Origin of the sequence: Micromonospora sp. BQ11 (genome assembly GCF_052068135.1) — a bacterium.
Lineage (GTDB): Bacteria > Actinomycetota > Actinomycetes > Mycobacteriales > Micromonosporaceae > Micromonospora.
In genome coordinates this window covers 224,342-244,825 of sequence record NZ_JBQHDB010000001.1, presented here as the reverse complement: position 1 = coordinate 244,825, position 20,484 = coordinate 224,342, and the positions used below count along the sequence as shown (strand labels likewise).

The 20,484-nt window shown below is 71.8% G+C and carries 23 protein-coding genes; 9 read left to right on the top strand and 14 right to left on the bottom strand.

Translation table 11 applies throughout. From position 1 onward, the window contains the following. Positions 1 to 9: 9 nt before the first annotated feature. The 3 genes from ACTMSW_RS01265 to ACTMSW_RS01255 all read right to left on the bottom strand — a co-directional run bounded on the left by ACTMSW_RS01265 (position 10) and on the right by ACTMSW_RS01255 (position 2,527). The gene (locus ACTMSW_RS01265) at positions 10 to 1,425 is read right to left on the bottom strand and encodes a PhoH family protein (RefSeq protein ID WP_441178529.1); all 1,416 of its coding nucleotides are present in this window, start codon (positions 1,423 to 1,425) and stop codon (positions 10 to 12) included. Positions 1,426 to 1,800: 375 nt separating this feature from the next. Next, the gene (locus tag ACTMSW_RS01260) at positions 1,801 to 2,151 is read right to left on the bottom strand and encodes a hypothetical protein (protein ID WP_441178528.1); all 351 of its coding nucleotides are present in this window, start codon (positions 2,149 to 2,151) and stop codon (positions 1,801 to 1,803) included. Positions 2,152 to 2,182: 31 nt separating this feature from the next. After that, entirely contained in the window at positions 2,183 to 2,527 is a 345-nt protein-coding gene (locus tag ACTMSW_RS01255; protein ID WP_441178527.1) for a hypothetical protein, read from the bottom strand. Between the two features lie 264 nt (positions 2,528 to 2,791). Here ACTMSW_RS01255 and ACTMSW_RS01250 point away from each other — a divergent pair, with 264 nt between their 5' ends. The 3 genes from ACTMSW_RS01250 to otsB all read left to right on the top strand — a co-directional run bounded on the left by ACTMSW_RS01250 (position 2,792) and on the right by otsB (position 4,665). After that, positions 2,792 to 3,232 (top strand): helix-turn-helix domain-containing protein, encoded by a 441-nt coding sequence (locus tag ACTMSW_RS01250; protein ID WP_441178526.1) that lies wholly within the window; start codon positions 2,792 to 2,794, stop codon positions 3,230 to 3,232. Positions 3,233 to 3,392: 160 nt separating this feature from the next. Then, positions 3,393 to 3,746, top strand: coding sequence for a hypothetical protein (locus tag ACTMSW_RS01245; protein WP_441178524.1), 354 nt, complete (start codon positions 3,393 to 3,395; stop codon positions 3,744 to 3,746). Between the two features lie 94 nt (positions 3,747 to 3,840). Continuing rightward, positions 3,841 to 4,665: a trehalose-phosphatase gene (gene otsB, locus ACTMSW_RS01240; RefSeq protein ID WP_441178523.1), complete on the top strand. Its 825-nt coding sequence runs from the start codon at positions 3,841 to 3,843 to the stop codon at positions 4,663 to 4,665. 42 nt (positions 4,666 to 4,707) lie between these two features. On the opposite strand, the gene ACTMSW_RS01235 is transcribed toward otsB, so the two are convergent. From ACTMSW_RS01235 to ACTMSW_RS01220, 4 genes are all read right to left on the bottom strand, one after another. Further along, a complete protein-coding gene (locus ACTMSW_RS01235; RefSeq protein ID WP_441178522.1) occupies positions 4,708 to 5,478 on the bottom strand; it encodes an isoprenyl transferase in 771 nt (256 codons plus the stop codon). Positions 5,479 to 5,509: 31 nt separating this feature from the next. Then, positions 5,510 to 6,676, bottom strand: a complete 1,167-nt coding sequence (locus ACTMSW_RS01230; RefSeq protein WP_441178521.1) for a geranylgeranyl reductase family protein — start codon at positions 6,674 to 6,676, stop codon at positions 5,510 to 5,512. A 324-nt stretch (positions 6,677 to 7,000) separates the two neighbouring features. Further along, a complete protein-coding gene (locus tag ACTMSW_RS01225; RefSeq protein WP_441178520.1) occupies positions 7,001 to 7,840 on the bottom strand; it encodes a hypothetical protein in 840 nt (279 codons plus the stop codon). Positions 7,841 to 7,877: 37 nt separating this feature from the next. Then, complete coding sequence (locus tag ACTMSW_RS01220; protein WP_441178519.1) at positions 7,878 to 9,722, bottom strand: phosphoenolpyruvate carboxykinase (GTP); 1,845 nt, start codon at positions 9,720 to 9,722, stop codon at positions 7,878 to 7,880. A 134-nt stretch (positions 9,723 to 9,856) separates the two neighbouring features. Between ACTMSW_RS01220 and ACTMSW_RS01215 the strand changes: the two genes are divergently transcribed. Together ACTMSW_RS01215 and ACTMSW_RS01210 are read left to right on the top strand one after the other, a co-directional pair. Continuing rightward, entirely contained in the window at positions 9,857 to 10,669 is an 813-nt protein-coding gene (locus tag ACTMSW_RS01215) for a GtrA family protein (RefSeq protein ID WP_441178518.1), read from the top strand. 63 nt (positions 10,670 to 10,732) lie between these two features. Continuing rightward, positions 10,733 to 11,455, top strand: a complete 723-nt coding sequence (locus ACTMSW_RS01210) for a GtrA family protein (RefSeq protein ID WP_441178517.1) — start codon at positions 10,733 to 10,735, stop codon at positions 11,453 to 11,455. 19 nt (positions 11,456 to 11,474) lie between these two features. On the opposite strand, the gene ACTMSW_RS01205 is transcribed toward ACTMSW_RS01210, so the two are convergent. Both ACTMSW_RS01205 and ACTMSW_RS01200 read right to left on the bottom strand, forming a co-directional pair. Continuing rightward, the gene (locus ACTMSW_RS01205; protein WP_441178516.1) at positions 11,475 to 12,047 is read right to left on the bottom strand and encodes a PH domain-containing protein; all 573 of its coding nucleotides are present in this window, start codon (positions 12,045 to 12,047) and stop codon (positions 11,475 to 11,477) included. Positions 12,048 to 12,223: 176 nt separating this feature from the next. Continuing rightward, positions 12,224 to 13,099, bottom strand: coding sequence for a biotin--[acetyl-CoA-carboxylase] ligase (locus tag ACTMSW_RS01200; protein ID WP_441178515.1), 876 nt, complete (start codon positions 13,097 to 13,099; stop codon positions 12,224 to 12,226). 86 nt (positions 13,100 to 13,185) lie between these two features. Between ACTMSW_RS01200 and ACTMSW_RS01195 the strand changes: the two genes are divergently transcribed. Beyond that, entirely contained in the window at positions 13,186 to 14,769 is a 1,584-nt protein-coding gene (locus tag ACTMSW_RS01195; RefSeq protein ID WP_441178513.1) for an acyl-CoA carboxylase subunit beta, read from the top strand. A gap of 105 nt (positions 14,770 to 14,874) precedes the next feature. Here ACTMSW_RS01195 and ACTMSW_RS01190 read toward each other — a convergent pair whose 3' ends face one another. The 3 genes from ACTMSW_RS01190 to ACTMSW_RS01180 form a co-directional block, all read right to left on the bottom strand. Beyond that, positions 14,875 to 15,729: a hypothetical protein gene (locus tag ACTMSW_RS01190; RefSeq protein WP_441178512.1), complete on the bottom strand. Its 855-nt coding sequence runs from the start codon at positions 15,727 to 15,729 to the stop codon at positions 14,875 to 14,877. Further along, complete coding sequence (locus ACTMSW_RS01185) at positions 15,729 to 16,220, bottom strand: SigE family RNA polymerase sigma factor (protein WP_441178511.1); 492 nt, start codon at positions 16,218 to 16,220, stop codon at positions 15,729 to 15,731. The genes ACTMSW_RS01190 and ACTMSW_RS01185 overlap by 1 nt, the downstream gene beginning before the upstream one ends. An 83-nt stretch (positions 16,221 to 16,303) precedes the next feature. After that, entirely contained in the window at positions 16,304 to 17,287 is a 984-nt protein-coding gene (locus ACTMSW_RS01180; protein WP_441178509.1) for a ketopantoate reductase family protein, read from the bottom strand. A gap of 96 nt (positions 17,288 to 17,383) precedes the next feature. Between ACTMSW_RS01180 and ACTMSW_RS01175 the strand changes: the two genes are divergently transcribed. Further along, positions 17,384 to 17,848 carry an N-acetyltransferase family protein gene (locus tag ACTMSW_RS01175; RefSeq protein ID WP_441178508.1) on the top strand — a complete coding sequence of 155 codons (465 nt, stop codon included), beginning with the start codon at positions 17,384 to 17,386 and terminating at the stop codon, positions 17,846 to 17,848. A gap of 6 nt (positions 17,849 to 17,854) precedes the next feature. Here ACTMSW_RS01175 and ACTMSW_RS01170 read toward each other — a convergent pair whose 3' ends face one another. After that, on the bottom strand, positions 17,855 to 18,598 hold the full coding sequence (locus ACTMSW_RS01170) for a M50 family metallopeptidase (protein ID WP_441178507.1): 744 nt from the start codon (positions 18,596 to 18,598) through the stop codon (positions 17,855 to 17,857). A 100-nt stretch (positions 18,599 to 18,698) separates the two neighbouring features. Here ACTMSW_RS01170 and ACTMSW_RS01165 point away from each other — a divergent pair, with 100 nt between their 5' ends. Both ACTMSW_RS01165 and ACTMSW_RS01160 read left to right on the top strand, forming a co-directional pair. Continuing rightward, positions 18,699 to 19,250: a Uma2 family endonuclease gene (locus tag ACTMSW_RS01165; RefSeq protein ID WP_441178506.1), complete on the top strand. Its 552-nt coding sequence runs from the start codon at positions 18,699 to 18,701 to the stop codon at positions 19,248 to 19,250. Between the two features lie 84 nt (positions 19,251 to 19,334). Then, positions 19,335 to 20,090 carry a GH25 family lysozyme gene (locus ACTMSW_RS01160; protein WP_441178505.1) on the top strand — a complete coding sequence of 252 codons (756 nt, stop codon included), beginning with the start codon at positions 19,335 to 19,337 and terminating at the stop codon, positions 20,088 to 20,090. An 88-nt stretch (positions 20,091 to 20,178) separates the two neighbouring features. Here ACTMSW_RS01160 and ACTMSW_RS01155 read toward each other — a convergent pair whose 3' ends face one another. After that, complete coding sequence (locus ACTMSW_RS01155) at positions 20,179 to 20,409, bottom strand: hypothetical protein (RefSeq protein WP_441178504.1); 231 nt, start codon at positions 20,407 to 20,409, stop codon at positions 20,179 to 20,181. Positions 20,410 to 20,484 lie beyond the last annotated feature (75 nt).

Sequence of the window (20,484 nt, the reverse complement as noted above, 5' to 3'; positions counted from 1 at the left end):
AAACGGTCATCAAAGCGAGTTGTCCTCCAGAAGATCCGTCACCATGGCGGCGATCGGAGAACGCTCCGAACGGGTGAGGGTGACGTGGGCGAAGAGCGGATGACCCTTCAACGCCTCGATCACCGCGGTGACGCCGTCGTGCCGGCCGACCCGCAGGTTGTCCCGCTGGGCGACGTCGTGCGTGAGCACCACCCGCGAGCCCTGACCGATCCGCGAGAGCACCGTCAGCAGCACTCCGCGCTCCAGCGACTGCGCCTCGTCGACGATCACGAAGGCGTCGTGCAGGCTGCGTCCCCGGATGTGGGTGAGCGGCAGCACCTCCAGCAGGCCGCGTGAGGTGACCTCCTCGAGCACGTTCTCGTGCACCACCGCGCCGAGGGTGTCGAAGACCGCCTGCGCCCAGGGCGACATCTTCTCCGACTCCGAACCCGGCAGGTAACCCAGTTCCTGGCCGCCCACGGCGTACAACGGGCGGAACACGATGACCTTCTTGTGCCGGCGGCGCTCCATGGCCGCCTCCAACCCGGCGCAGAGCGCCAGGGCGGACTTTCCGGTGCCTGCCCGGCCACCGAGGGAGACGATGCCCACCGAGTCGTCCAGCAGCAGGTCGAGGGCGATCCGCTGCTCGGCCGAGCGGCCGTGCAGGCCGAACGCCTCCCGGTCGCCGCGGACCAGCCGTACGGTCTTGTCGGGCAGCACCCGGCCGAGCGCCGAGCCGCGGCTGGAGTGCAGTACCAGGCCGGTGTGGCAGGGCAGGCCGGCGGCCTCGTCCAGGTCCAGCACCTCACCGCCGTACAGCCGGCTGATCTGCTCCTCACTCAGGTCGAGTTCGGACATGCCCGTCCAGGTCGGATCGCTGGCCTGCCCGTGCCGGTACTCGTCGGCGTGCAGGCCGACCGAGGCGGCCTTGACCCGCAGCGGCATGTCCTTGCTGACCAGGGTGACCTGACGCCCCTCGGCCGCGAGGTTCAACGCCACCGAGAGGATCCGGGCGTCGTTGGACTCGGTGCGGAAGCCCGGCGGCAGCACGCCGTCGTCGGTGTGGTTCAGCTCGACCCGCAGGGTGCCGCCCTGGTCGTTGGCCGGAACCGGCCGGTCCAGCCGGCCGTTCCGGACACGCAGGTCGTCCAGGAGGCGGAGGGACTGACGGGCGAACCAGCCCAGCTCGGGGTGGTGGCGCTTGCCCTCCAGCTCGGTGATGACCACCAGTGGCAGCACCACCTCGTGCTCGGCGAACCGGTGGAAGGCCGCCGGGTCGGAGAGCAGGACCGAGGTGTCCAGGACGAATGCCTGGCCGGATGGTCGGGGCTCCTGGGTCTCGACCGACGCGGCGGCCGCAGCACGGCGGCTGCGGGCGGTCCGGCGGGTCGTGGCAGTCGCGGCCGGGGTCTGGTCGGCACCGGCAGAGGTACGGCGAGTCGTCACAGGCCTGCTCCGACGGATGGGCACCCGCCACCCGTGTTCCGCCTCGTCCGGTGCCCGGGTGGACACGGGGTCGGATGCAAACCCCGTGCGCGAGGTCGCAGGTCCGGGCGGGCCGGCTGGCCCGGGACAACCCCGCGCCATGCCTAGACGCTAGCGGCGTCCGCCCGTCCCGGCTAGAGGGTGATCGTGGATCTCCGGGGTCCGGCGTGTGAACGCACGGCGGAACCGGCCGGGATGCATGCCCCCTGCGCGCATCCCGGCCGGTGGGACCCCCGTCACCGGTCTGACGTGGTCCCGACGGTGCGCGTCCGCCGCGGACGGCGCACCGCGTCATGGGTACGGCCGGCGGGTTCTCGGGTCACCCGCCGGCCGGGCTCAACCGGTCCGCCGGACCAGGGTTCCGGCCGGGTGCCGACCGGCGACCGGAACGGCCGGCGTCGTGAAGGACGATCCGGTGTACGTCGTGCCGGCCCGCGCGACGGCCCCGGCGGCCCGGTCGGCGTTCGTGGTCGTCTCGACGACGGGTGGGCCGGCGAGCGCGGACGCGATGGCCGCCTGGGCGTCGCGTCGCCTCCGGTTCCACGCGCCCCGGTCACCGTCGAAGTAGCCCTGGCGGTACCCGAACCGGTAGCCGATGCGGTAGCTGAGCTGCCCGTGCAGCCGCCCCGCCGCGTAGCTCGTCGCGCCGAGCACGAGGACGAGGAAGACCGCGAGGAAGGGGCTCATCCGTCGACTCCGGTCCGCCGTACGTGCCGTGTCATCGTTCCTCCGGCTCGGCCGAGGTGGGATCGACCACCAGGAGGCGGTCCAGGTCGTCGGTGCTGACCTCCTCGACCAGCTCGACGCTGATCCGGCAGCAGTCCACGACGACCTCGGCGACCGAGGAGCGACGGATCTCGCCGCCCGCGTCGTACACCCGGACGCTGAGCTCCGGGCAGCCGAGGTGGGTACGCCAGGCGTTCCACTCGGCACGGTCGCCGACGCTGAGGGAGAGGTAACGACAGCCCCGGGCCAGGTAGAGGCGCCATGGCGCGCTCAGGCCGGCGGCGACCCCCTCCGCGATCAGGCCGAAGGCCTGGGCACGGGTGGCGAGCTCGGTCACCGCGCCCCCCTCGCACCGCGGACGTGACGCATATGAGCACTGATCGTCTCCTGCACGTGACACACCGTAAGTTGTCCCACGAGCGTGACAGTATCAGCTTTTCGTCCGTTTACCCCCGCACCTACGGCCATCTATTCTGACCAGGTGACACCCCTCAGAAAGGCCGCCGGATCGTTTACCGGCGCACCACAGACTACGTCTCGCTCGCGTGACACCCGCGTGCCACCGGAGCCGCTCGCCGGCTCCTGGCCGTACGGTCGCGGGGTGACCGAGACCGCCAACGCACGGAAGATCGCCTTCGCCAGCTTCGTCCGCCGGGCACTCGACGAGGCACGCGCCACCCGGGCCTGGAGCGGCACCGAGGTCTCGCGCCGCACCGGCGTGTCCCGGCAGACGATCAACCGCTGGGTGCGCGGCGACTGGGCCAGCGACCCGGAGGCCGAGCGCGTGGTCGCCTTCTGCGAGGGCCTCGGCCTGAATCCGGCGATCGCCTTCGCCGCGCTGGGCTGGGACCGGGCGACCTCCCCCCGCACGACCCCGCCGCCCCCACCGATGGATCCGGACGTGGAGGCACTGCTACGTCGCCTGGTCGACCCCGGAGTGTCCGACGCGGAGAAGTTCCACATTCGGGAGACCATCCGCTACCTCGCATATCGCCCGACTCTGCCGGTCGAGGTCCGAAAACGAGGTAAAGAGGCCAGCTAGTTCCTCAGATGGCGAAAGAACGGCAGGTCAGACTCATTCGTTTCGCTCCCGGGCCCGAATCGGCGCGCTAGCGTCCGTTTGTACTGCTTGGGCTCGTCGTCGGCGGGGGGACGGGACAAGGCCGAACCCAGCCCTGCGGGACAGAAGGAGGGGTCTGTCCATGACCCTGAAGTGGTTGGCAGTGGTGGTCGCCACCGTGTCACTGACACTGTGCGCGACCGGGAACGCGGTGACGCTGGCGGTCGACGGCGGGGAGCTTCCCCTGCTCGTCAACCTCCTCGCGCTCATCACCGCCGGCACCGCGGTCGTCCTGGCCGTGGTCGCCGAACTGCACGACCGGCTCAACGACCGGGTCAGCGCGCTCACCGAGTTCCTGGTGGCGCGGCTCAACGAGATCGAGACGCACACCGGCGACCGGAACAGCGGCTTCGTGGAGGGGTACCTGCTCAGCCAGGGCCAGGAAGCAGCTGTGGTGCCGTTCGGCCGACGTGGACGTGGAGCCGCCGAACGCTGACCCTCCACCGACGTCGTTCACCGACCGGACTGTCGGCCGGACGTCACTTTCGCGCCCGGGAATGGGCCGCCACTCCCGGGGTACGCTGTCGCGCGTGCCGCCGTTGAATCTGCGCAACCAACAGCCGGGGACTCCGTTGAACGCCGACCACGCCTGGCGCACGACCGCCGCCCGCGCGGCGGGAACCGTGCTCTTCTTCGACTTCGACGGCACGCTGGCGCCGGTCGACGACGACCCGACCGCGGTGCAGCCCGCACCGAAGGTGCTGGACGCGATCGAAGCGCTCGCCCCGATCGTCCGCCGGGTGGCGATCGTCTCCGCACGACCGGTGGAGTTCCTGCGCGACCATCTGGGCGGCCTCCACGGCGTCGACCTCTACGGCCTCTACGGCCTGGAGCACAGCCACTCCGGTGGGGAGACCGTCACCGAGCCGGCGGCGTTGCCCTGGGTGCCCACCATGGCCGCCCTGGCCGACCTGGCCCGGGCCGAGCTGCCCGCCGGCACGCTTGTCGAGTTCAAGCGGCTCTCCGTGGCGCTGCACTGGCGTACCTCTCCCCGGCTGGGCGGGACGGTCGAGGCGTGGGGCCGGGCACAGGCCGAACGGCTCGGGCTGCGGGTCCAGGCCGGGCGGATGGTGCTGGAGCTGAAGCCCCCGGTCGACCGGGACAAGGGCATGGTGATCGACGAGGTGATCCGGGACGCCGAGGCCGCCTGGTACTTCGGGGACGACGTCTCCGACATCAAGGCGTTCGCGGCGCTGCGCGCGCGGGCCGCCGCCGATCCGGACTTCTTCGGCGTGTGCGTCGCCGTCGCCAATCCGGAGACCGGTCAGGAGGTCGCCGACGCGGCCGACCTGACCATCGATTCCCCCGCCGCGCTGGGCGACTTCCTCACCGCCGCGCTGCCGCGCCTGACCTGAGCCGATCGGCCGCGCGCCGACGCCGCCCCGGCGCGTGCCGGGTCAGGTGCCGAAGCGACGGTGCCGGTTGGCGTACGCGCGCAGCGCCCGGAGGAAGTCGACGCGCCGGAAGTCCGGCCAGTTGAGCTCGCAGAAGTAGAACTCCGAGTGCGCGGACTGCCAGAGCATGAACCCGGACAGGCGCTGCTCCCCGCTGGTGCGGATGATCAGATCCGGGTCCGGCAGGCCCCGGGTGTAGAGGTGCTCGGAGATGTGGTCCACGTCGAGCACCTCGGCGAGTTCTTCGATGCTGGTGCCAGCCCGGGCGTGTTCGTGCAGGAGGGAGCGCACCGCGTCGGTGATCTCCCGCCGGCCGCCGTACCCCACCGCGATGTTGACCTGGGCGCCACCGCTGCGCTCCCGGGTGCGCTCCTCCGCCGCCTTCAGCGCCGCCGCGTGGTGCGCGGGCAGGACGTCGAGCGCGCCGACCATGCGCAGCCGCCAGGGGTTGCCCTCCTCGGCCAGCTCGGTGGTGAGGTCCTCGATGATCTGGAGCAGCGGGTCGAGTTCCGCCGCCGGCCGGGAGAGGTTGTCGGTGGACAGCAGCCAGAGGGTCACGTGGCCCACGCCGGCGGCATCGCACCAGCGCAGCAGCTCCTTGATCCGCTCCGCGCCGACCCGGTGCCCGTCGTTGGGGTCGACGAAGCCCATCTCCCTGGCCCACCGCCGGTTTCCGTCGCACATCACGCCGACGTGGCGGGGCACCGGCTTGCCGGCAAGCTTCGCCGTGAGCCGTCGCTCGTACACCGAGTAGGCGAGGTTCCGCAGAGTCATCACCTAGCAGCGTAGCGACCGGAGTGGGGCGTCATCCTCGGGGAGGCCGATCCCGGGTCGCGAGTCCATAGCCGATCATGCCCAGCGTACGGGCGTCGAGCCGCCCGTCACCGAGCCCCAGCTCCACCACCGTCCGGTAGACCCGGTCGTCACGCCGGGCCGCCCGGACCGCCGCGTCCACCACCGCCCGACGGCGGGCCAGCCACGCCGCGGCCGAGCTGTGCCGCAGGTGCACGCCGAGCCGACGACGCAGCGCGTCGGTGTAGCGCCGGCCGGCGTGCTCCGGCGAACGGGCCGCCGCGGCGCCGGCCAGCGCCCCGGACAGCAGGGCGTAGAAGATGCCCTCCCCGGTGAACGGGTTGATGAGGGAGAGCGCGTCACCGGCGAGCACCACGCGACCCCGCCCAGGCGCCGGACGGTGGGTGGACAGGGGCAGGTGGTGGGCGCGCAGGTCGGTCACCGTGGTCGGATCGGTGCCGGGCAGCAGCGCGGCGAGCCGGTCGACCAGGTGCGCCCGGGTCAGCGGCTCACCCCGGAGGACCTCCCCGTACCCGACGTTCGCCCGGCCGTCACCGATCGGGAACGACCAGGCGTACGCCGGCCAGCGTGGCGCCGACGTGACGATGAGCTGTTCGGGCGGCCCGGACCGGGCCGGCGCGTACCCCCGCAGCGCCAGTGCCAGGTGACGGTCCGGGTTCACCGGATGCCCGAGCACCCGCCGGACCACCGATCCGGCCCCGTCCGCCCCGACCACCGCCGCGGCGGTGACCGCACCGTCCAGCACGACCCGGTCGGCGCGGACCTCGACCCGGCGCACGACGTGCCGACGTAGCTGCGCGCCGGCCGCGACCGCCGCCGCCACCAGACGGGCGTCGAAGACGGTCCGGGGAACCGTGTACGCCGGTCGGGGCAGCGTCCGGGCGACCTCGTCGCCTCCCGGGCTGACCATGCGCAGGGCGGGCAGCGGCGCGTAGCCGGCCACCGCGTCCGGTACGCCCAGTTCGTCGAGCACGTCCAGCGCGTGCGCGGCGATGCCGTCCCCGCACGCCTTGTCCCGGGGGAAGTCGGCCCGGTCCAGCAGCAGCACCCGCGCTCCCGCCCGTCGGGCCGCCAGCGCGGCGGCCGAGCCGGCCGGCCCCGCGCCGACCACCACCACGTCGAACTCGTCCCCGCCCGCACCCTGCTCCACGTCCGTCATGGCGTCCCCCTCCCGCGGGCCGTTCCGGGGCCGCGCCCGCCCCCGTCATCCTGCCCGCCCGAGGCACACGATCGTCGATACGAAACCCCGCCTTCCCCCTCAGCTCGCCTACCCCGACCACGCCGCACCCGCGCCCCGCCACCGCCCCGCCCCGCCCCCGTTCCCCGCCCCGCCCCGCCCCGCCCCGCGATCTTGCACTTTCGGTCGCCGAAGTGCCCTTTTCGCGCCTTAAGTCGAGACAGAAAGTGCAAGATCACGGGCGGGGAGCGGGCGAGGGCGGGGCGGGGCACGGGGTGGGGCGGGCGGGGACGGGGGCGGGGGCGGTCAGGTGGGGGTGGCGCGGTGGAGGGCGTAGAGGGTCACGGTGGCGGCGGTCACCAGCGGGGCGCCGTCCCGGACGAGGCCGTCCGCGCCCAGCAGCCACCAGCAGAGCGGCAGGTCGACGGCGAGCACGGCCAGGGTCACCACGACGAGCAGGCGGCGGGCCCAGCGCCGACCGCGCAGGAGGAAGGCGGTGCAGAAGAGGACCGCGTAGCTGGCGACGATGCCGGCACCGAACCAGAACAGCACGGCGGGCACGGCGACCAACCGGTCGTCCAGCACGGCCGCGGCGGCGACCAGCGCGGGAACCAACATCAGCGGGCTGTACGTGAAGGCGGCCGCCCTGGCGGTCAACAGCCACCCGCTGACCTCGGGCCGGCGTGGCGGGGTCTCCCGCCAGGAGATGCCCCGGCCGTCGATGACCAGGCGCGGGCGGTGCCGGGTCAGGTGGGACGCCACAGCCGGCGAACGGTAGAGCAGCCAGACCACCGCCACGCAGAGCGCGGTGAGCACGGCGAAGCCGAGCAGGCCGGGCAGCGGCGGCACCCCCTGCCGGGGCACGATCAGGCGCGCGACGGCGAACACCGTGGTCACCGCGAGGATCAGGCCGAACGGGCGGGCCACCGTACGGCCGCGCCGGACGTGCCCGATGAGCAGCAGGAAACCGAGTGAGCGGAGCAGCGCCCAGCCGGTGCGTACGGCCAGGGCGAAACCCTGCTCCGGGGCGTACGCCCAGTTGAGCAGCTCGACCACGACGGTGGCCGCCGCGGTCGTCGCCAGCAGCGTGGTGAGCGCCCGGACGGCGGACGGCCGCCGGACCTCGGTCTCGGCGGCCGTCCTCATGAGATCCCGTGTTCCCCCGCGCGGGCGGGCATCACACCTACTTCTGCGGCTGTGCCGCGTCGAGCCGGGCACGCAGCGCGTCCAGCTCGGCCCAGAGGACGCCCGGCAGCTTGTCGCCGAACTTCTCGAACCACTCGGTGACCATCGGCAGCTCGTCGCGCCACTCGTCGGCGTCGACCTTGAGCGCGATCCGGACGTCTTCCGGGGTCATGTCCAGGCCCTCGACGTCCAGCGCGTCGTGGGTCGGGACCATGCCGATCGGGGTCTCGACGGCGTCGGCGCGACCCTCGAGCCGCTCGATGACCCACTTGAGGACCCGGGAGTTCTCGCCGAAGCCCGGCCACAGGAAGGTGCCCTCGGCATCCTTGCGGAACCAGTTGACGTAGTAGATCTTCGGCAGCTTGGACTCGTCGCCGTCGGCGCCCTTGCCCATCTCGATCCAGTGCCGGAAGTAGTCGCCGGCGTGGTAGCCGATGAACGGCAGCATGGCCATCGGGTCGCGGCGGACGACACCGACCGCGCCGGAGGCGGCGGCGGTCGTCTCCGAGGAGAGCGTGGCACCCATGTAGACGCCGTGCACCCAGTCCCGGGCCTCGGTCACCAGCGGGATGGTGTCCCGGCGACGGCCACCGAAGAGGATCGCGTCGATCGGCACGCCGTTCGGGTCGTAGTAGTCCTCGGCGAGGATCGGGCACTGGGTGATCGGGGTGCAGAACCGGCTGTTCGCGTGCGAGGAGAGGCTCTCGCTGTCCGGCGTCCAGTCGTTGCCCTTCCAGTCGATCAGGTGCGCCGGCGGCTCGCCCATGCCCTCCCACCAGATGTCCCCGTCGTCGGTGAGGGCCACGTTGGTGAAGATGGAGTTGCCGCGGTCCAGCGTCCGCATCGCGTTGGCGTTGGTCTTCCAGTCGGTGCCCGGGGCGACGCCGAAGAGGCCGTACTCCGGGTTGACCGCGTAGAGGCGGCCGTCGGCGCCGAACCGCATCCAGGCGATGTCGTCGCCGATCGTCTCGACCTTCCAGCCCGGGATGGTCGGCTCCAGCATGGCCAGGTTGGTCTTGCCGCAGGCCGACGGGAACGCGCCGGCGATGTGGTAGACCCGGCCCTCCGGCGAGGTGATCTTGAGGATCAGCATGTGCTCGGCCAGCCAGCCCTCGTCGCGCCCCATGACGCTGGCGATACGCAGGGAGTAGCACTTCTTGCCGAGCAGCGAGTTGCCGCCGTAGCCGGAGCCGAAGGACCAGATCTCCCGCGTCTCCGGGAAGTGCGAGATGTACTTCGTCTCGTTGCACGGCCAGGCGACATCCTGCTGGCCGGGAGCGAGCGGGGCGCCGATCGAGTGCAGCGCGTGCACGAAGTCCGCGTCGTCACCCATGGCCGCGAGGACCTTCTCGCCCATCCGGGTCATGATCCGCATGGACGCGACGACGTACGGGCTGTCGGTGATCTCGACACCGAACATGGGGCTCTCGGCCTCGACGGGGCCCATGCAGAACGGAATGACGTACATGGTGCGTCCGCGCATGCTGCCGCGGTACAGCTCCGTCATCGTCTGCTTCATCTCGGCCGGCGCCATCCAGTTGTTGGTGGGGCCGGCGTCCGCCTCGTCGACGGAGCAGATGTAGGTGCGCTCCTCGACCCGGGCGACGTCCGTCGGGTCCGTGCGCGCGTAGAACGAGTTCGGCTTCTTCTCCGGGTTGAGACGGATCAGGGTGCCGGCTTCGACCAGCTCGTCGGTGAGGCGGCGCCACTCCTCGTCGGACCCGTCCACCCAGACCACCCGGTCGGGGGTGGTCAGTTCGGCGACCTCACGGACCCAGGCGAGCAGTTTGGGGTGGGACGTCGGGGCCTGATCGATACCCCGAACAGTAGCCGGAGCAACCATGACACATCTCCTTGTGGTCGACGCTGACCGATCTGTGGGATGCACGAGTCTTGACGACTTTGCGCCGCCTTCGTGGAAACCTGGGATTGGCCTCAGCGTAAACCGGGCGGCGTCGCCAGTCAGTGGGACTGGTTGTGAAGAACTGCACAAGGTACGGCCGCGCTGCGGCATCACGAGCTAATACCCGCTTTCGCGCGCAGTTTCACGCAAATCTTGTCGCGGACCTCCCGCGAGCGGGGAGCACCGGACCGTCCGACCGGTGCGCCGCCGACCCGGTCGCGATCGCCGGAAACGACTCCGGATCCGGTCACCGCCGGTTACGCTCCGCTCATCACCGTCTCCGCCGTCCGCGCCGTCCGCCGTTGCTACCCGTACGGCGCGGCGGCAACCGGTACGCTCGCGGGGTGGCCGCCACAATGACCGGGGAGCCTGACTCCCGGCAGACCCGTCCGGGCCTGCTCCGCTCCCTGCTCGACCGGTTCGGTCACCTCGTCCGGGAGCTGGGCAAGTTCGCCACCGTGGGTGGGATCGCCTTCCTCATCGACTTCGCGCTGTTCAACTACATGACGGCCGCGCAGGACGTCGAGCAGGTGACCGCCAAGACCATCTCCACGGTGATCGCGGCGTCGTTCGCGTTCCTCGGCAACCGGTTCTGGACCTGGCGGCACCGCCGTGGCTCCAACCCGGCCCGCGAGTACGCGCTGTTCTTCTTCTTCAACGGGGTCGGTCTCGGCATCACGGTGGCCTGCCTGGCCATCAGCCGATACGGGCTGGGCAGTGTCTGGCCGGAGGTCTTCCAGACCCCGGTGGCGGACAACATCGCCAGCTACCTCGTCGGCACCGGCCTGGCGACCCTCTTCCGGTTCTGGTCCTACCGACGGTTCGTCTTCGTCGCAGGGGGAACGCAACCCGTTCCGGAAGTGAAGCAGGACCGACACGGGGCGTGAGCTGGCGCCCACCTCGTCCAGTCGGGGCCGGCCGGTCCCGCCCACTGCCCTAAGGTGTTCCGCATGCGTCTTGTCCGTCTGCTGCCTGAGCGCTGGCAGAAGTTCATCCACGAGGCGCTCAAATTCGGCATCGTCGGCGGCATCAACACCGTCATCAATTACGCGGTGTTCAATGCCCTGGCACTCACCGTTTTTGTCGACGGTCAACTGAAGGCGACGGTCATCGCCACCGTCGTGGCGACGATCACGTCGTATCTGATGAATCGTCACTGGACGTACCGGGATCGCCCGAAATCGGCGATGAGACGCGAATACGTCCTCTTCTTCCTCTTCAACGGCGCGGGACTGCTCATCGAGCTGGGCGTACTGGCCGCCGCGAAGTACGGCCTCGGCCTGACCGGCCTACTGGCCCTCAACGTGGCGAAGACCTGTGGCGTACTGCTGGCCACGCTCTTCCGGTTCTGGTCGTACCGGACCTTCGTCTTCCAGCCGGCGCCCGCCCACGCGGCACCGACCTGGCACAGCATCCCGCGCGACGAGTGGGACACGATGGCCGAGATGGACCCGGTGGCGGAGCTGGCCGAATCGCTCTCCGAGCTGGAGGAGGCCCAGGCTCAGCCCGGCGAGGCCGAGGTCCGTCCGGCGGCGGCACCGGTGACCGGACCCCCCGTCCAGGGCCGCCCCGCACCGCTCGACGCGGCGCTCGGCGGATCGCTGGACCAGGAGCTGGCGGCCGAACTCGCCGCCGAGCTCCAGGCCACCACCCGCCGCTCCCCCCGCCGCTGACCGGCCGCGACACTCGCAATCAGGTGCTCGGATCGCGCAGGGGCTTGCCCTCGTTCATGTCGGCGAGGATGTCCCGCATCTCGGCGTCACCCAGCGAGTGCTTGTCGTGGTGGGCCTCGACCAGCTCGTAGAGCTTCGTCTGGACCTGACCGACCCGCGGTACGTCGTGCAGGACCGACTGGCCACGCTCCCCGGCCGACTCGATCGTCAGCGTGCCGCAGCCGAGCAGCCGCTCCACGAAGCCCTGGCGCATCGCGTGGTCGTTGATCCGGGTGAGCGGGATGTCCCGCCGGTCCCGGGAGAACAGCCCCTCCTGGAGCAGCACCCGCTCGTTCGTGAAGAGGTAGTGGGTGCTCCGCCACACCAGGTACGGCCGGAGCGTCAACCACAGCACCGCGATCAGGGCCAGCCCACCGATCACGGCCAGCGCCACCGCGCCGCCCCCGCCGGACGGGAGCAGGACCACGCCGGCCACCACCGCGGCGACGGCGAGCACGAGCACCGCGACCGGGCGGACGAGGGCCCTCCAGTGCGGGTGCAGGTGCAGCACGACATGCTCGTCCTCGGTGAGCACGTCCTCGGGAAACGCCACGGGTACCTCCATCGCGAGAAGCGGACGCGCAGACCGTAACGCCCCAGCGCCACCGAGGGGATCAGCCGCGCGGCGCGCGTCAATCCGCCCGGCGCGCCGGTTCGCTCGCCGCGCGCCGGGCGGCGTTAAGAAGGGGCCCTTCCTCTACCGCAGGCGTTAAGCGGGGGCCCTTCCTTTCACCGCAGGTGGAGGACGTCGCCGGCAGTGAGGCGGTGTTCGCCCGTCCCGGTGGTGACGAGGAGGTGGCCGTCGGCGTCCACGCCGGTGGCCGTACCGGTCAGCTCGTCGCCCCCGGGCAGCAGCACGCGTACCTGTCGGCCGACCGTGGCGCAGGCGGCCAGGTAGGCGTCGCGCAGCCCGCACGCGACCGCGTCCCCACCGGCGGAACGCCAGCGGTCGTACCAGTCGGCGACACCACGGAGCAGGGCCCGCAGCAGCGGATCCCGGTCGGTGGCGGCGGCGCCGGCCAGTTGCAGCGAGGTGGCCGGCAGCCCGGTGGGGTTCTCCGGCAGCTCGTCGGCCCGGAGCGTCACGTTCAGGCCGATGCCGAGGACGATCGCGGGCGCCTCACCGGGCCGGGTCGGTGGGACCGCCTCGGCCAGGATGCCGGCGCACTTCGCGTCGTCGAGCAGCAGGTCGTTGGGCCACTTCAAACCCGCCTCCAGTTCCGCGAGCCGAGCCACCGCCTCCACCAGCGCCACCCCGGCCAGCAACGGCAGCCACCCGTACCCCGTCGCGGGCGCCGGCGACCAACCGCGGTCCGGATCGGCCACGCCGGGCCGGAGCAGCACGCTGGTCGCGATGCCCGCGCGGGCCGGCGACTGCCAGGCCCGACCGCGCCGCCCCCGGCCCGCGGTCTGCCGCTCGGCGACCACCACGAGGCCCTCCGGCTCACCCGCCCGCGCCGCCTCCGCGACGTCCGCGTTGGTCGAGCCGGTCTCGGCGCGCAGGTCGAGCCGGGCCCAGGGGCCGTGCGGGGCGACCAGCGCGCGCCGCAGCCGCGCCGCCGACAGCGGCGGCCGGTCGAGATCGGTGTACGGGGACCCCGGCATCCCGTCAGCCTACGGGCCACGCCGACGGAGGGTACTGAGGTGTACTGCACAGCGGCGCCGCCCTGAACCATCGTTATATTCCCTGGGTGACTACCGAGACCGGGATCAACATCCACAGCACCGCGGGCAAGCTGGCGGACCTGGAGCGACGGGTCGACGAGGCGGTGCACGCCGGGTCGGCGCGGGCCGTGGAGAAGCAGCACGCGAGGGGCAAGAAGACCGCACGGGAGCGGATCGAGCTGCTGCTCGACGAGGGCTCCTTCGTCGAGCTGGACGAGCTGGCCCGGCACCGGTCGACGGCCTTCGGGCTGGAGCGGAACCGACCGTACGGCGACGGCGTGATCACCGGCTACGGCACCATCGACGGCCGGCAGGTCTGCGTCTTCGCGCAGGACTTCACGGTCTTCGGCGGCTCCCTCGGCGAGGTCTTCGGTGAGAAGATCGTCAAGGTGATGGACCTGGCGATGAAGATCGGCTGCCCGGTCATCGGCATCAACGACTCCGGCGGCGCGCGCATCCAGGAGGGGGTCGCGTCGCTCGGCCTCTACGGCGAGATCTTCTTCCGCAACGTCCGCGCCAGCGGCGTCATCCCGCAGATCTCCCTCATCATGGGCCCGTGCGCGGGTGGCGCCGTCTACTCCCCCGCGGTCACCGACTTCACCGTGATGGTCGACCAGACCTCCCACATGTTCATCACCGGCCCGGACGTCATCAAGACCGTCACGGGCGAGGACGTGGCGATGGAGGAGCTGGGCGGCGCCCGCACCCACAACTCGCGCAGCGGCAACGCGCACTACCTCGCCAGCGACGAGGAGGACGCGATCGACTACGTGAAGGCGCTGCTGTCGTTCCTGCCGTCGAACAACCTGGACGAGCCGGTCGTGTTCGACGCGCCCGCCGACCTCTCCGTGACGGACGAGGACCGGGAGCTGGACACGCTCATCCCCGACTCGGCCAACCAGCCGTACGACATGCACCGGGTCATCGAGCACGTCCTGGACGACGGCGAGTTCCTGGAGGTCCAGCCGCTCTACGCGCAGAACCTCCTCATCGGCTACGGCCGCGTCGAGGGCCGCCCGGTGGGCGTGGTCGCCAACCAGCCGATGCACTTCGCCGGCACGCTGGACATCGCCGCCTCCGAGAAGGCCGCCCGGTTCGTCCGCACCTGCGACGCGTTCAACATCCCGGTGCTGACCTTCGTGGACGTCCCCGGCTTCCTCCCCGGCACCGGGCAGGAGTGGGACGGCATCATCCGCCGGGGCGCGAAGCTCATCTACGCGTACGCCGAGGCCACCGTGCCGAAGGTCACCGTCATCACCCGCAAGGCGTACGGCGGCGCGTACGACGTCATGGGGTCCAAGCACCTCGGCGCGGACCTGAACTTCGCCTGGCCGACCGCGCAGATCGCGGTGATGGGCGCCCAGGGCGCGGTGAACATCCTGTACCGGTCCGACCTGGCGAACGCCGACGACCCGGCGGCCGTACGGGCCGAGAAGATCGCCGAGTACGAGGACACCCTGGCCAACCCGTACGTCGCCGCCGAGCGCGGATACGTCGACTCGGTCATCCCGCCGCACGAGACCCGGGGGCAGATCGTCCGCGCCCTGCGCGTGCTGCGCACCAAGCGCGAGACCCTGCCCCCGAAGAAGCACGGCAACATCCCGCTCTGACGACCGCTCCGCGGCTGCGTCCGGGCCATGATCGCGCGACTTCGGGGACGTCGACCCTCCCGGCGGGGAGGCGACATCTTCCCCGAAGTCGCGCGAACCTTCGGGTCAGCAGGGCAGGTCGGCCACGGCGACGCAGAGCCGGGCGGCGGCGGTACGAGCAAGCGCACGCAGTTCCGCCCGGGTCAGCACCGGAGGGAAGTCGGTCGGGACGGTCAGCTGGTAGCCCGCCGGCGCGAGCACCATGACGATGTCCCCAACCTGCACGACCGCCCGCAACGTCTCCGCGTGAGCCACGGCGACCCGCTCGCCGGGGACGGGCGACTCTCGGTAGCGCACCACCACGGACCGGTCACCGGCGAAGTCCCGGTCCAGCACCGTCCAGCTTCGCTGGATGGCCACCGGAACGATCTGGTCCCGCCATTCCGCCATCGCCGTGTCCCGCACGGTCGGGCAGGCCCAGATCGCCCGGTCGAGGCCGTCGAAGACATCCCCCGCCACCTCCGGCCGGATGCGGTAGAGCTCCTGACGGAGCAGCGGCCCCCCCACCTGCCGGCTGCGCGGCACCGTCTGCGATCGGGAGTACCGGGAGATCACCCACTCGGCAGCGATCCCCTTGTCCTTCAGGCACGCCATCAGCATGTCGTCCACACGGACCGGTTCCTCGATCCCCGACTGGATGAGCGGCGGTTCCGCCGGCTCAGGCAGGTCGGGTGCAGGCACCAGGGCCTCCAGCGGTATCTCCGCCCGGCTCGGGCCGGCCGCCACCGGCGCCACCAGATCCCTGGGCCGCCCGGCCGCTACTGCGACGGAGCCCGACGCCAGAACCAGCACGGCGGCCGCCGCCAGCGCCGTCGTACGCCGACTGCGCCTCCGGGCCCGGGCCCGCAGCTCGGCCGCTTCGGGCCAGCGGACCCCACTCAGCTCCCGGTGCAGCCGCTCGAAGGTCAGGTGCTCGGACATCATGCCTCCTCCAGATCAGAGACGGCGAGCAGGCCGGCGAGCGCGGTGCGCCCGCGGGAAAGTCGGGCCTTGACCGTGCCGACGGGTGCCTCGGTCTCCCGGGCGACCTCCGCCACCGGCATGCCGAGCAGGTAGTACAGGGCCAGCGCGGTGCGCTGCTCCTCGGGCAGCCGGCGCAGTGCGGCGACCACCTCGACGGTGTCGGTGCCGGGACCGGGCACGCTCGGTGGCTCCCCGTGTCGCAGGTACGCCTTGGCCCGGCTGCGCAGGCTGCGCCAGCGGCTGACGGCGATCCGGCCGGCCACCACCCGCACCCACGCCTCCGGGTCGTCGTACCCGCCCACCGTCGACCAGCGCTGCCACGCCCGGATGTACGCCTCCTGCACGGCGTCCTGGGCTTCGGCGAGGTCGCCGGTGAGCACGTAGACGAACCCGAGCAGCCGTTGCCGGCTGCCCCGGTAAAACTCGTCGAACCCGTCGACGTCCGGCACCTGCTACCTCCCCCGTGGCGGTCGCAGGGGACACGCGCCTGCCCACCGGTCCGGTTGCCCGTGACCGGAGGTTTCTCGGGCGGTCAGGCGAGCAGCTTCTCCAGCTCGGCGGGCGGGAACTCGCCGGCGGGGACGCCCTCGCGCAGCGCGCGGCGTACCCCGAGCTGCACGGCGGCGTTCGCGGGGGTCGGTACGCCGTGCAGCCGACCGAGCAGGACGATCTCGCCGTTGAGGTGGTCCGCCTCGGTCGACGCGGCGCCCCGGGCCAGGCTCTGCCAGGTGGAACTGCCGGATCGCGCCGCACCACCCACCGGACGGTGCCCGACCAGGTCACCCCGCTCGGCGGCCTCCTCGGCGCGGCTGGTGTGCGGGATACCGGCCGCCGCGAGCGCGGCCTCGCCCTCGGCGCGGACCCGGTCCCGGAGGTCGTCGGGGACGTCCCGGCCGAGCAGTGCCTGGAGCCCGTTGCCGAGGTTGGCCAGCAGCTTGCCGTACTTCCAGCGCATCACTTCCTCCCGCACGGGAGCGACGAAGCCGGCGGTGGTGAGGTCGGTGGCGACCGCCCGGTCGGTGTCGTCGACTCCGGACGGATACCGGCCGAGATGCAGCATCCCCGGGTGCGGATGACCGTTGGCCACCACCACACCCGGTTCGAGGTGGGTGGCGGGCAGCCACACGCAGACCCCGTGCACGTCGGCGAAGAGCCGCAGCGCGGCCGGCTCGTTGGCCACCCCGTTCTGCGCGGTGAGCAGCGGCAGCCGCTGGGCCGCCGTACCGCCGCCGTCCACCGGCGCGTCCGCCCAGGCCGCGAGGGCGGTGGCGGTGTCCTGCGACTTCACCGTCAGCACCAGCGCGGTGTCCGCCGGCAACGGCTCGGCACCCGGCCCGTCGACCGCCGGCCCCCGCCAGGTGGTGTCGCCGTCCGGTCGGCGCAGGGTCAGACCCCGCCGACGGATCGCGTCCAGGTGCGCGCCGCGCGCCACCAGGGTCACGTCGTGGCCGGTCTCCCCCAGGCGTACGCCGATGGTCCCGCCGACCGCACCAGCCCCGATGATCACGTATCGCACCGCCCCATTCTGCCCGCACCCGACCGGTGCCCGCCCGAGCGCGCCCGGCGCGAAATTGAGGTGCCCGGCGGCTGGCGCACGGGCACGATGGCGGGCATGACGCGCCGCATCCGTCCCTACCGTGCCGAGGACTGGCCGACGCTGGCCCGCATCCACGACGCCGCCCGCCTCGACGAACTCCGTCCCTCGGTCGGCGTGGAGGCGTTCCGCTCCCTGGCCGACACCGCCGAGGGTGAGGGCCTGTTCGACGGCGACGTGTGGGTCGCCGAGGAGGACGGCGAGGTCGTCGGTTTCGTCGCGCTCGCCGAGGACGAGGTCTCCTGGCTGTACGTCGATCCGGCCCGCTACCGGCAGGGCCACGGCCGGGCGCTGCTCCGGCACGCGCTGGCCGCCGTGGAGGACCGGCCGGTGGAGACCACCGTGCTGGCCGGCAATGACGGCGCCCTGGCCCTCTACCTGGGCGAGGGCTTCGAGGTCGTGGAGACGAAGACGGGGCGGCTGGCGGGGAACGAGGACTTCCCGGCGACCGGACACATCATGGTGCGACCCGTCCCGTCCTGACCGGGCTCAGACGGTGATGCCGGCGTCGGCGAGCAGCGGGCCGGCGAGCAGCAGGGCTCCGGCCACCAGGGCGACCAGGTTGACCAGGGCGAAGACCGTCACCCAGAAGAACGCGGGCAGCGGCGTGATCCCGGCGAGCTGGTCGGCGTCGGAGGCCGGCATGCGGCCCCGGGCGCGCAGCCGCTGCAGCTCCACCACCGGTCGCACGCCACCGAGCAGCAGGAACCACACCCCGGTGTACGCGAACGCGGCCTGGACCTGCGGGCTCGCGTACCAGGAGACGGCGAGGACGATCCCGCCGGTGACCAGCAGCGACAGCACACCGTAGACGTTGCGGATCAGCACCAGCATGGCGAGCAGCAGCGCCACGGCGACCCAGAGCAGCAGGGTGATCCGATTGCCGCCGAGCAGCCACGCGCCGGCGAGGCCCACGAGAGGTGGCGCGACATAGCCGGCGAGCAGGGTGAGGATCATTCCGGGGCCGGTGGGCCGGCCGGCGGAGAGGGTCAGGCCGGAGGTGTCCGAGTGCAGCCGGATGCCGTGCAGCCGGCGACCGGTCAGCAGGGCGGCCAGCGCGTGCCCGCCCTCGTGGGCGATGGTCACCGCGTTGCGGGCGATCCGCCACGGCAGCCGCGTGGAGACCACCACCAGCGCGGCGAGTCCGGTCAGCAGCACCAGCAGCGGGGGTGGGTCGGGCTGCGCACTGAGGAGGCGGTCCCAGAGGTCGGAGAGCCCGTCGATCGACACCATGGGGCGCGAGCCTACCGGCATGATCCGTGTCGGTCCGGGGCCACCGCCTCGTATCGTGTGAAGCTGACCGGGTGGCGATCGGAGCGGGAGGTGGACGCAGGTGAGCGCAGCGCCCCTGGAGCCGCATATCGGCCTGTGGACCGAGGCCGACTACTTCGCCCTGGGCGAGACCCATGACCGGATCGAGCTGCTCGACGGGAGCCTGATCGTGAGCCCTGCCCCGAGCAAGCGGCACCGGTTGGCCTCCCGGCGCCTGGCCAACAGCATCGACGCGGCGGTCGAGCCCGTTGGCCTCATCGTGTTCGAGGCGGTGAACGTGCGTCTTGGAGTCGACCGGATCGTCATTCCCGACATCGTGGTCGCCGACACCGACGACGAGGGCACCGTCGTGGACGCTCACGAGATCGTCCTGGTCGGCGAGATCGTCTCACCCGGCAATGCGGCAGCCGACCGGGTGCTCAAGATGCAGCTTTACGCCATCGCCCGAATCCCCTGGTACCTGCTGGTCGAGCAGGACGGCGCCGGCCACTCCCTGCGGCTGTACCGGCTCGACGGCGGGCACTACGTCGAGGATCAGGTGGCGAAGGCCGGCGAGGAACTGAGCCTGGCCGAGCCCTTCCGCTGGCGACTCGATCCCGCAACGCTACGCTGAAAGTTTCCTCAGCAACCCTTGCGAGTGCGGGCGCTTCCCTTCAAAGATAGGTATCAATAGATACCTATCTCTCGGGAGGTTCTCGTGACCCGTACCCGATCGCCCCTGCGTCGACTGCTCGCCGGCGGCCTCGCGGCCCTGGCCACCGCGGCGGCGGCGCTCGTCGCCACCGCCACCCCCGCCGCCGCGGCCACCACACCCGGCATCGACGTCTCGCGCTACCAGGGCACCATCAACTGGACGAGTGTCCGCAACGCCGGCATCCAGTTCGCGTTCATCAAGGCCACCGAGGGTACGAGCTACCGGGACCCCAACTTCAACAGCAACTACACCAACGCCTACCACGCCGGGGTGATCCGCGGGGCGTACCACTTCGCGCGGCCCAACATCTCCTCCGGGGCGACCCAGGCCAACTACCTGGCCTCCAACGGCGGCGCCTGGTCGGCGGACAGCCGCACCCTCCCGGCGGCCCTGGACATCGAGGCGAACCCCTACAGCGGCGGGTACTGCTACGGCCTCAGCACGACCGGGATGCGGAACTGGATCCAGGACTTCCTGAGCACCTATCGCTCGCGCACCGGCCGGTACGCGGTCATCTACACCACGACGAGCTGGTGGAACCAGTGCACCGGAAGCTGGACCGGCCCGTGGGCGAACCACCCGCTGTGGCTGGCCCGCTGGTCCAGCACGCCCGGCGCGCTGCCGGCCGGCGCCTCGGTGTGGAGCTTCTGGCAGTACACGGCGACCGGCCGCGTCTCCGGCATCAGCGGGGACGTGGACCGCAACTACTGGAACGGCGACCGCACCCGACTGATCGCCCTCGCGAACAACACCGCCTGACGCAGTTGGCGGCAGCGGGATCGGCTGTCACCATACGGTCGACAACTGGTCCGGCTGCCGCCACGCAACCTGCCGGGCGGTAGGCGCCTCAGGCCCGTCGCCGGGCCACCACCGGAACGGCGACCGCGTCGCGGGACGTGAGCGCGCCACGTCGCGTCATCCGCCGGACGCCGAGCCCGCCGAGAGTGACCGTCACGACGCTGAGCAGCGCCACCAGCAGCGGGATTCCCACACTGGCCAGCACGAGGACGATGTCGCCGAGGGCGACCAGCATCCACAGTGCCACCCGGGGTCGGGCGTTCTTCCGTCGGTAACCCATGTCGAACCCTCCCTTCCGTCGTGACGTACAGGTACCCCGTACGACGGAAGGCCATGCGAACGAATCTCGCGGGAG

Coding starts and splice junctions, on each gene's coding strand:
- ACTMSW_RS01260 (WP_441178528.1), bottom strand. CDS start 2,151: ATGAGCCCCTTCCTCGCGGTCTTCCTCGTCCTCGTGCTCGGCGCGACG.
- ACTMSW_RS01220 (WP_441178519.1), bottom strand. CDS start 9,722: ATGGTTGCTCCGGCTACTGTTCGGGGTATCGATCAGGCCCCGACGTCC.
- ACTMSW_RS01190 (WP_441178512.1), bottom strand. CDS start 15,729: ATGTCCGAGCACCTGACCTTCGAGCGGCTGCACCGGGAGCTGAGTGGG.
- ACTMSW_RS01175 (WP_441178508.1), top strand. CDS start 17,384: ATGACGCGCCGCATCCGTCCCTACCGTGCCGAGGACTGGCCGACGCTG.
- ACTMSW_RS01230 (WP_441178521.1), bottom strand. CDS start 6,676: ATGACGGACGTGGAGCAGGGTGCGGGCGGGGACGAGTTCGACGTGGTG.
- ACTMSW_RS01235 (WP_441178522.1), bottom strand. CDS start 5,478: ATGACTCTGCGGAACCTCGCCTACTCGGTGTACGAGCGACGGCTCACG.
- ACTMSW_RS01170 (WP_441178507.1), bottom strand. CDS start 18,598: ATGGTGTCGATCGACGGGCTCTCCGACCTCTGGGACCGCCTCCTCAGT.
- ACTMSW_RS01225 (WP_441178520.1), bottom strand. CDS start 7,840: ATGAGGACGGCCGCCGAGACCGAGGTCCGGCGGCCGTCCGCCGTCCGG.
- ACTMSW_RS01245 (WP_441178524.1), top strand. CDS start 3,393: ATGACCCTGAAGTGGTTGGCAGTGGTGGTCGCCACCGTGTCACTGACA.
- ACTMSW_RS01200 (WP_441178515.1), bottom strand. CDS start 13,099: ATGCCGGGGTCCCCGTACACCGATCTCGACCGGCCGCCGCTGTCGGCG.
- ACTMSW_RS01210 (WP_441178517.1), top strand. CDS start 10,733: ATGCGTCTTGTCCGTCTGCTGCCTGAGCGCTGGCAGAAGTTCATCCAC.
- ACTMSW_RS01155 (WP_441178504.1), bottom strand. CDS start 20,409: ATGGGTTACCGACGGAAGAACGCCCGACCCCGGGTGGCACTGTGGATG.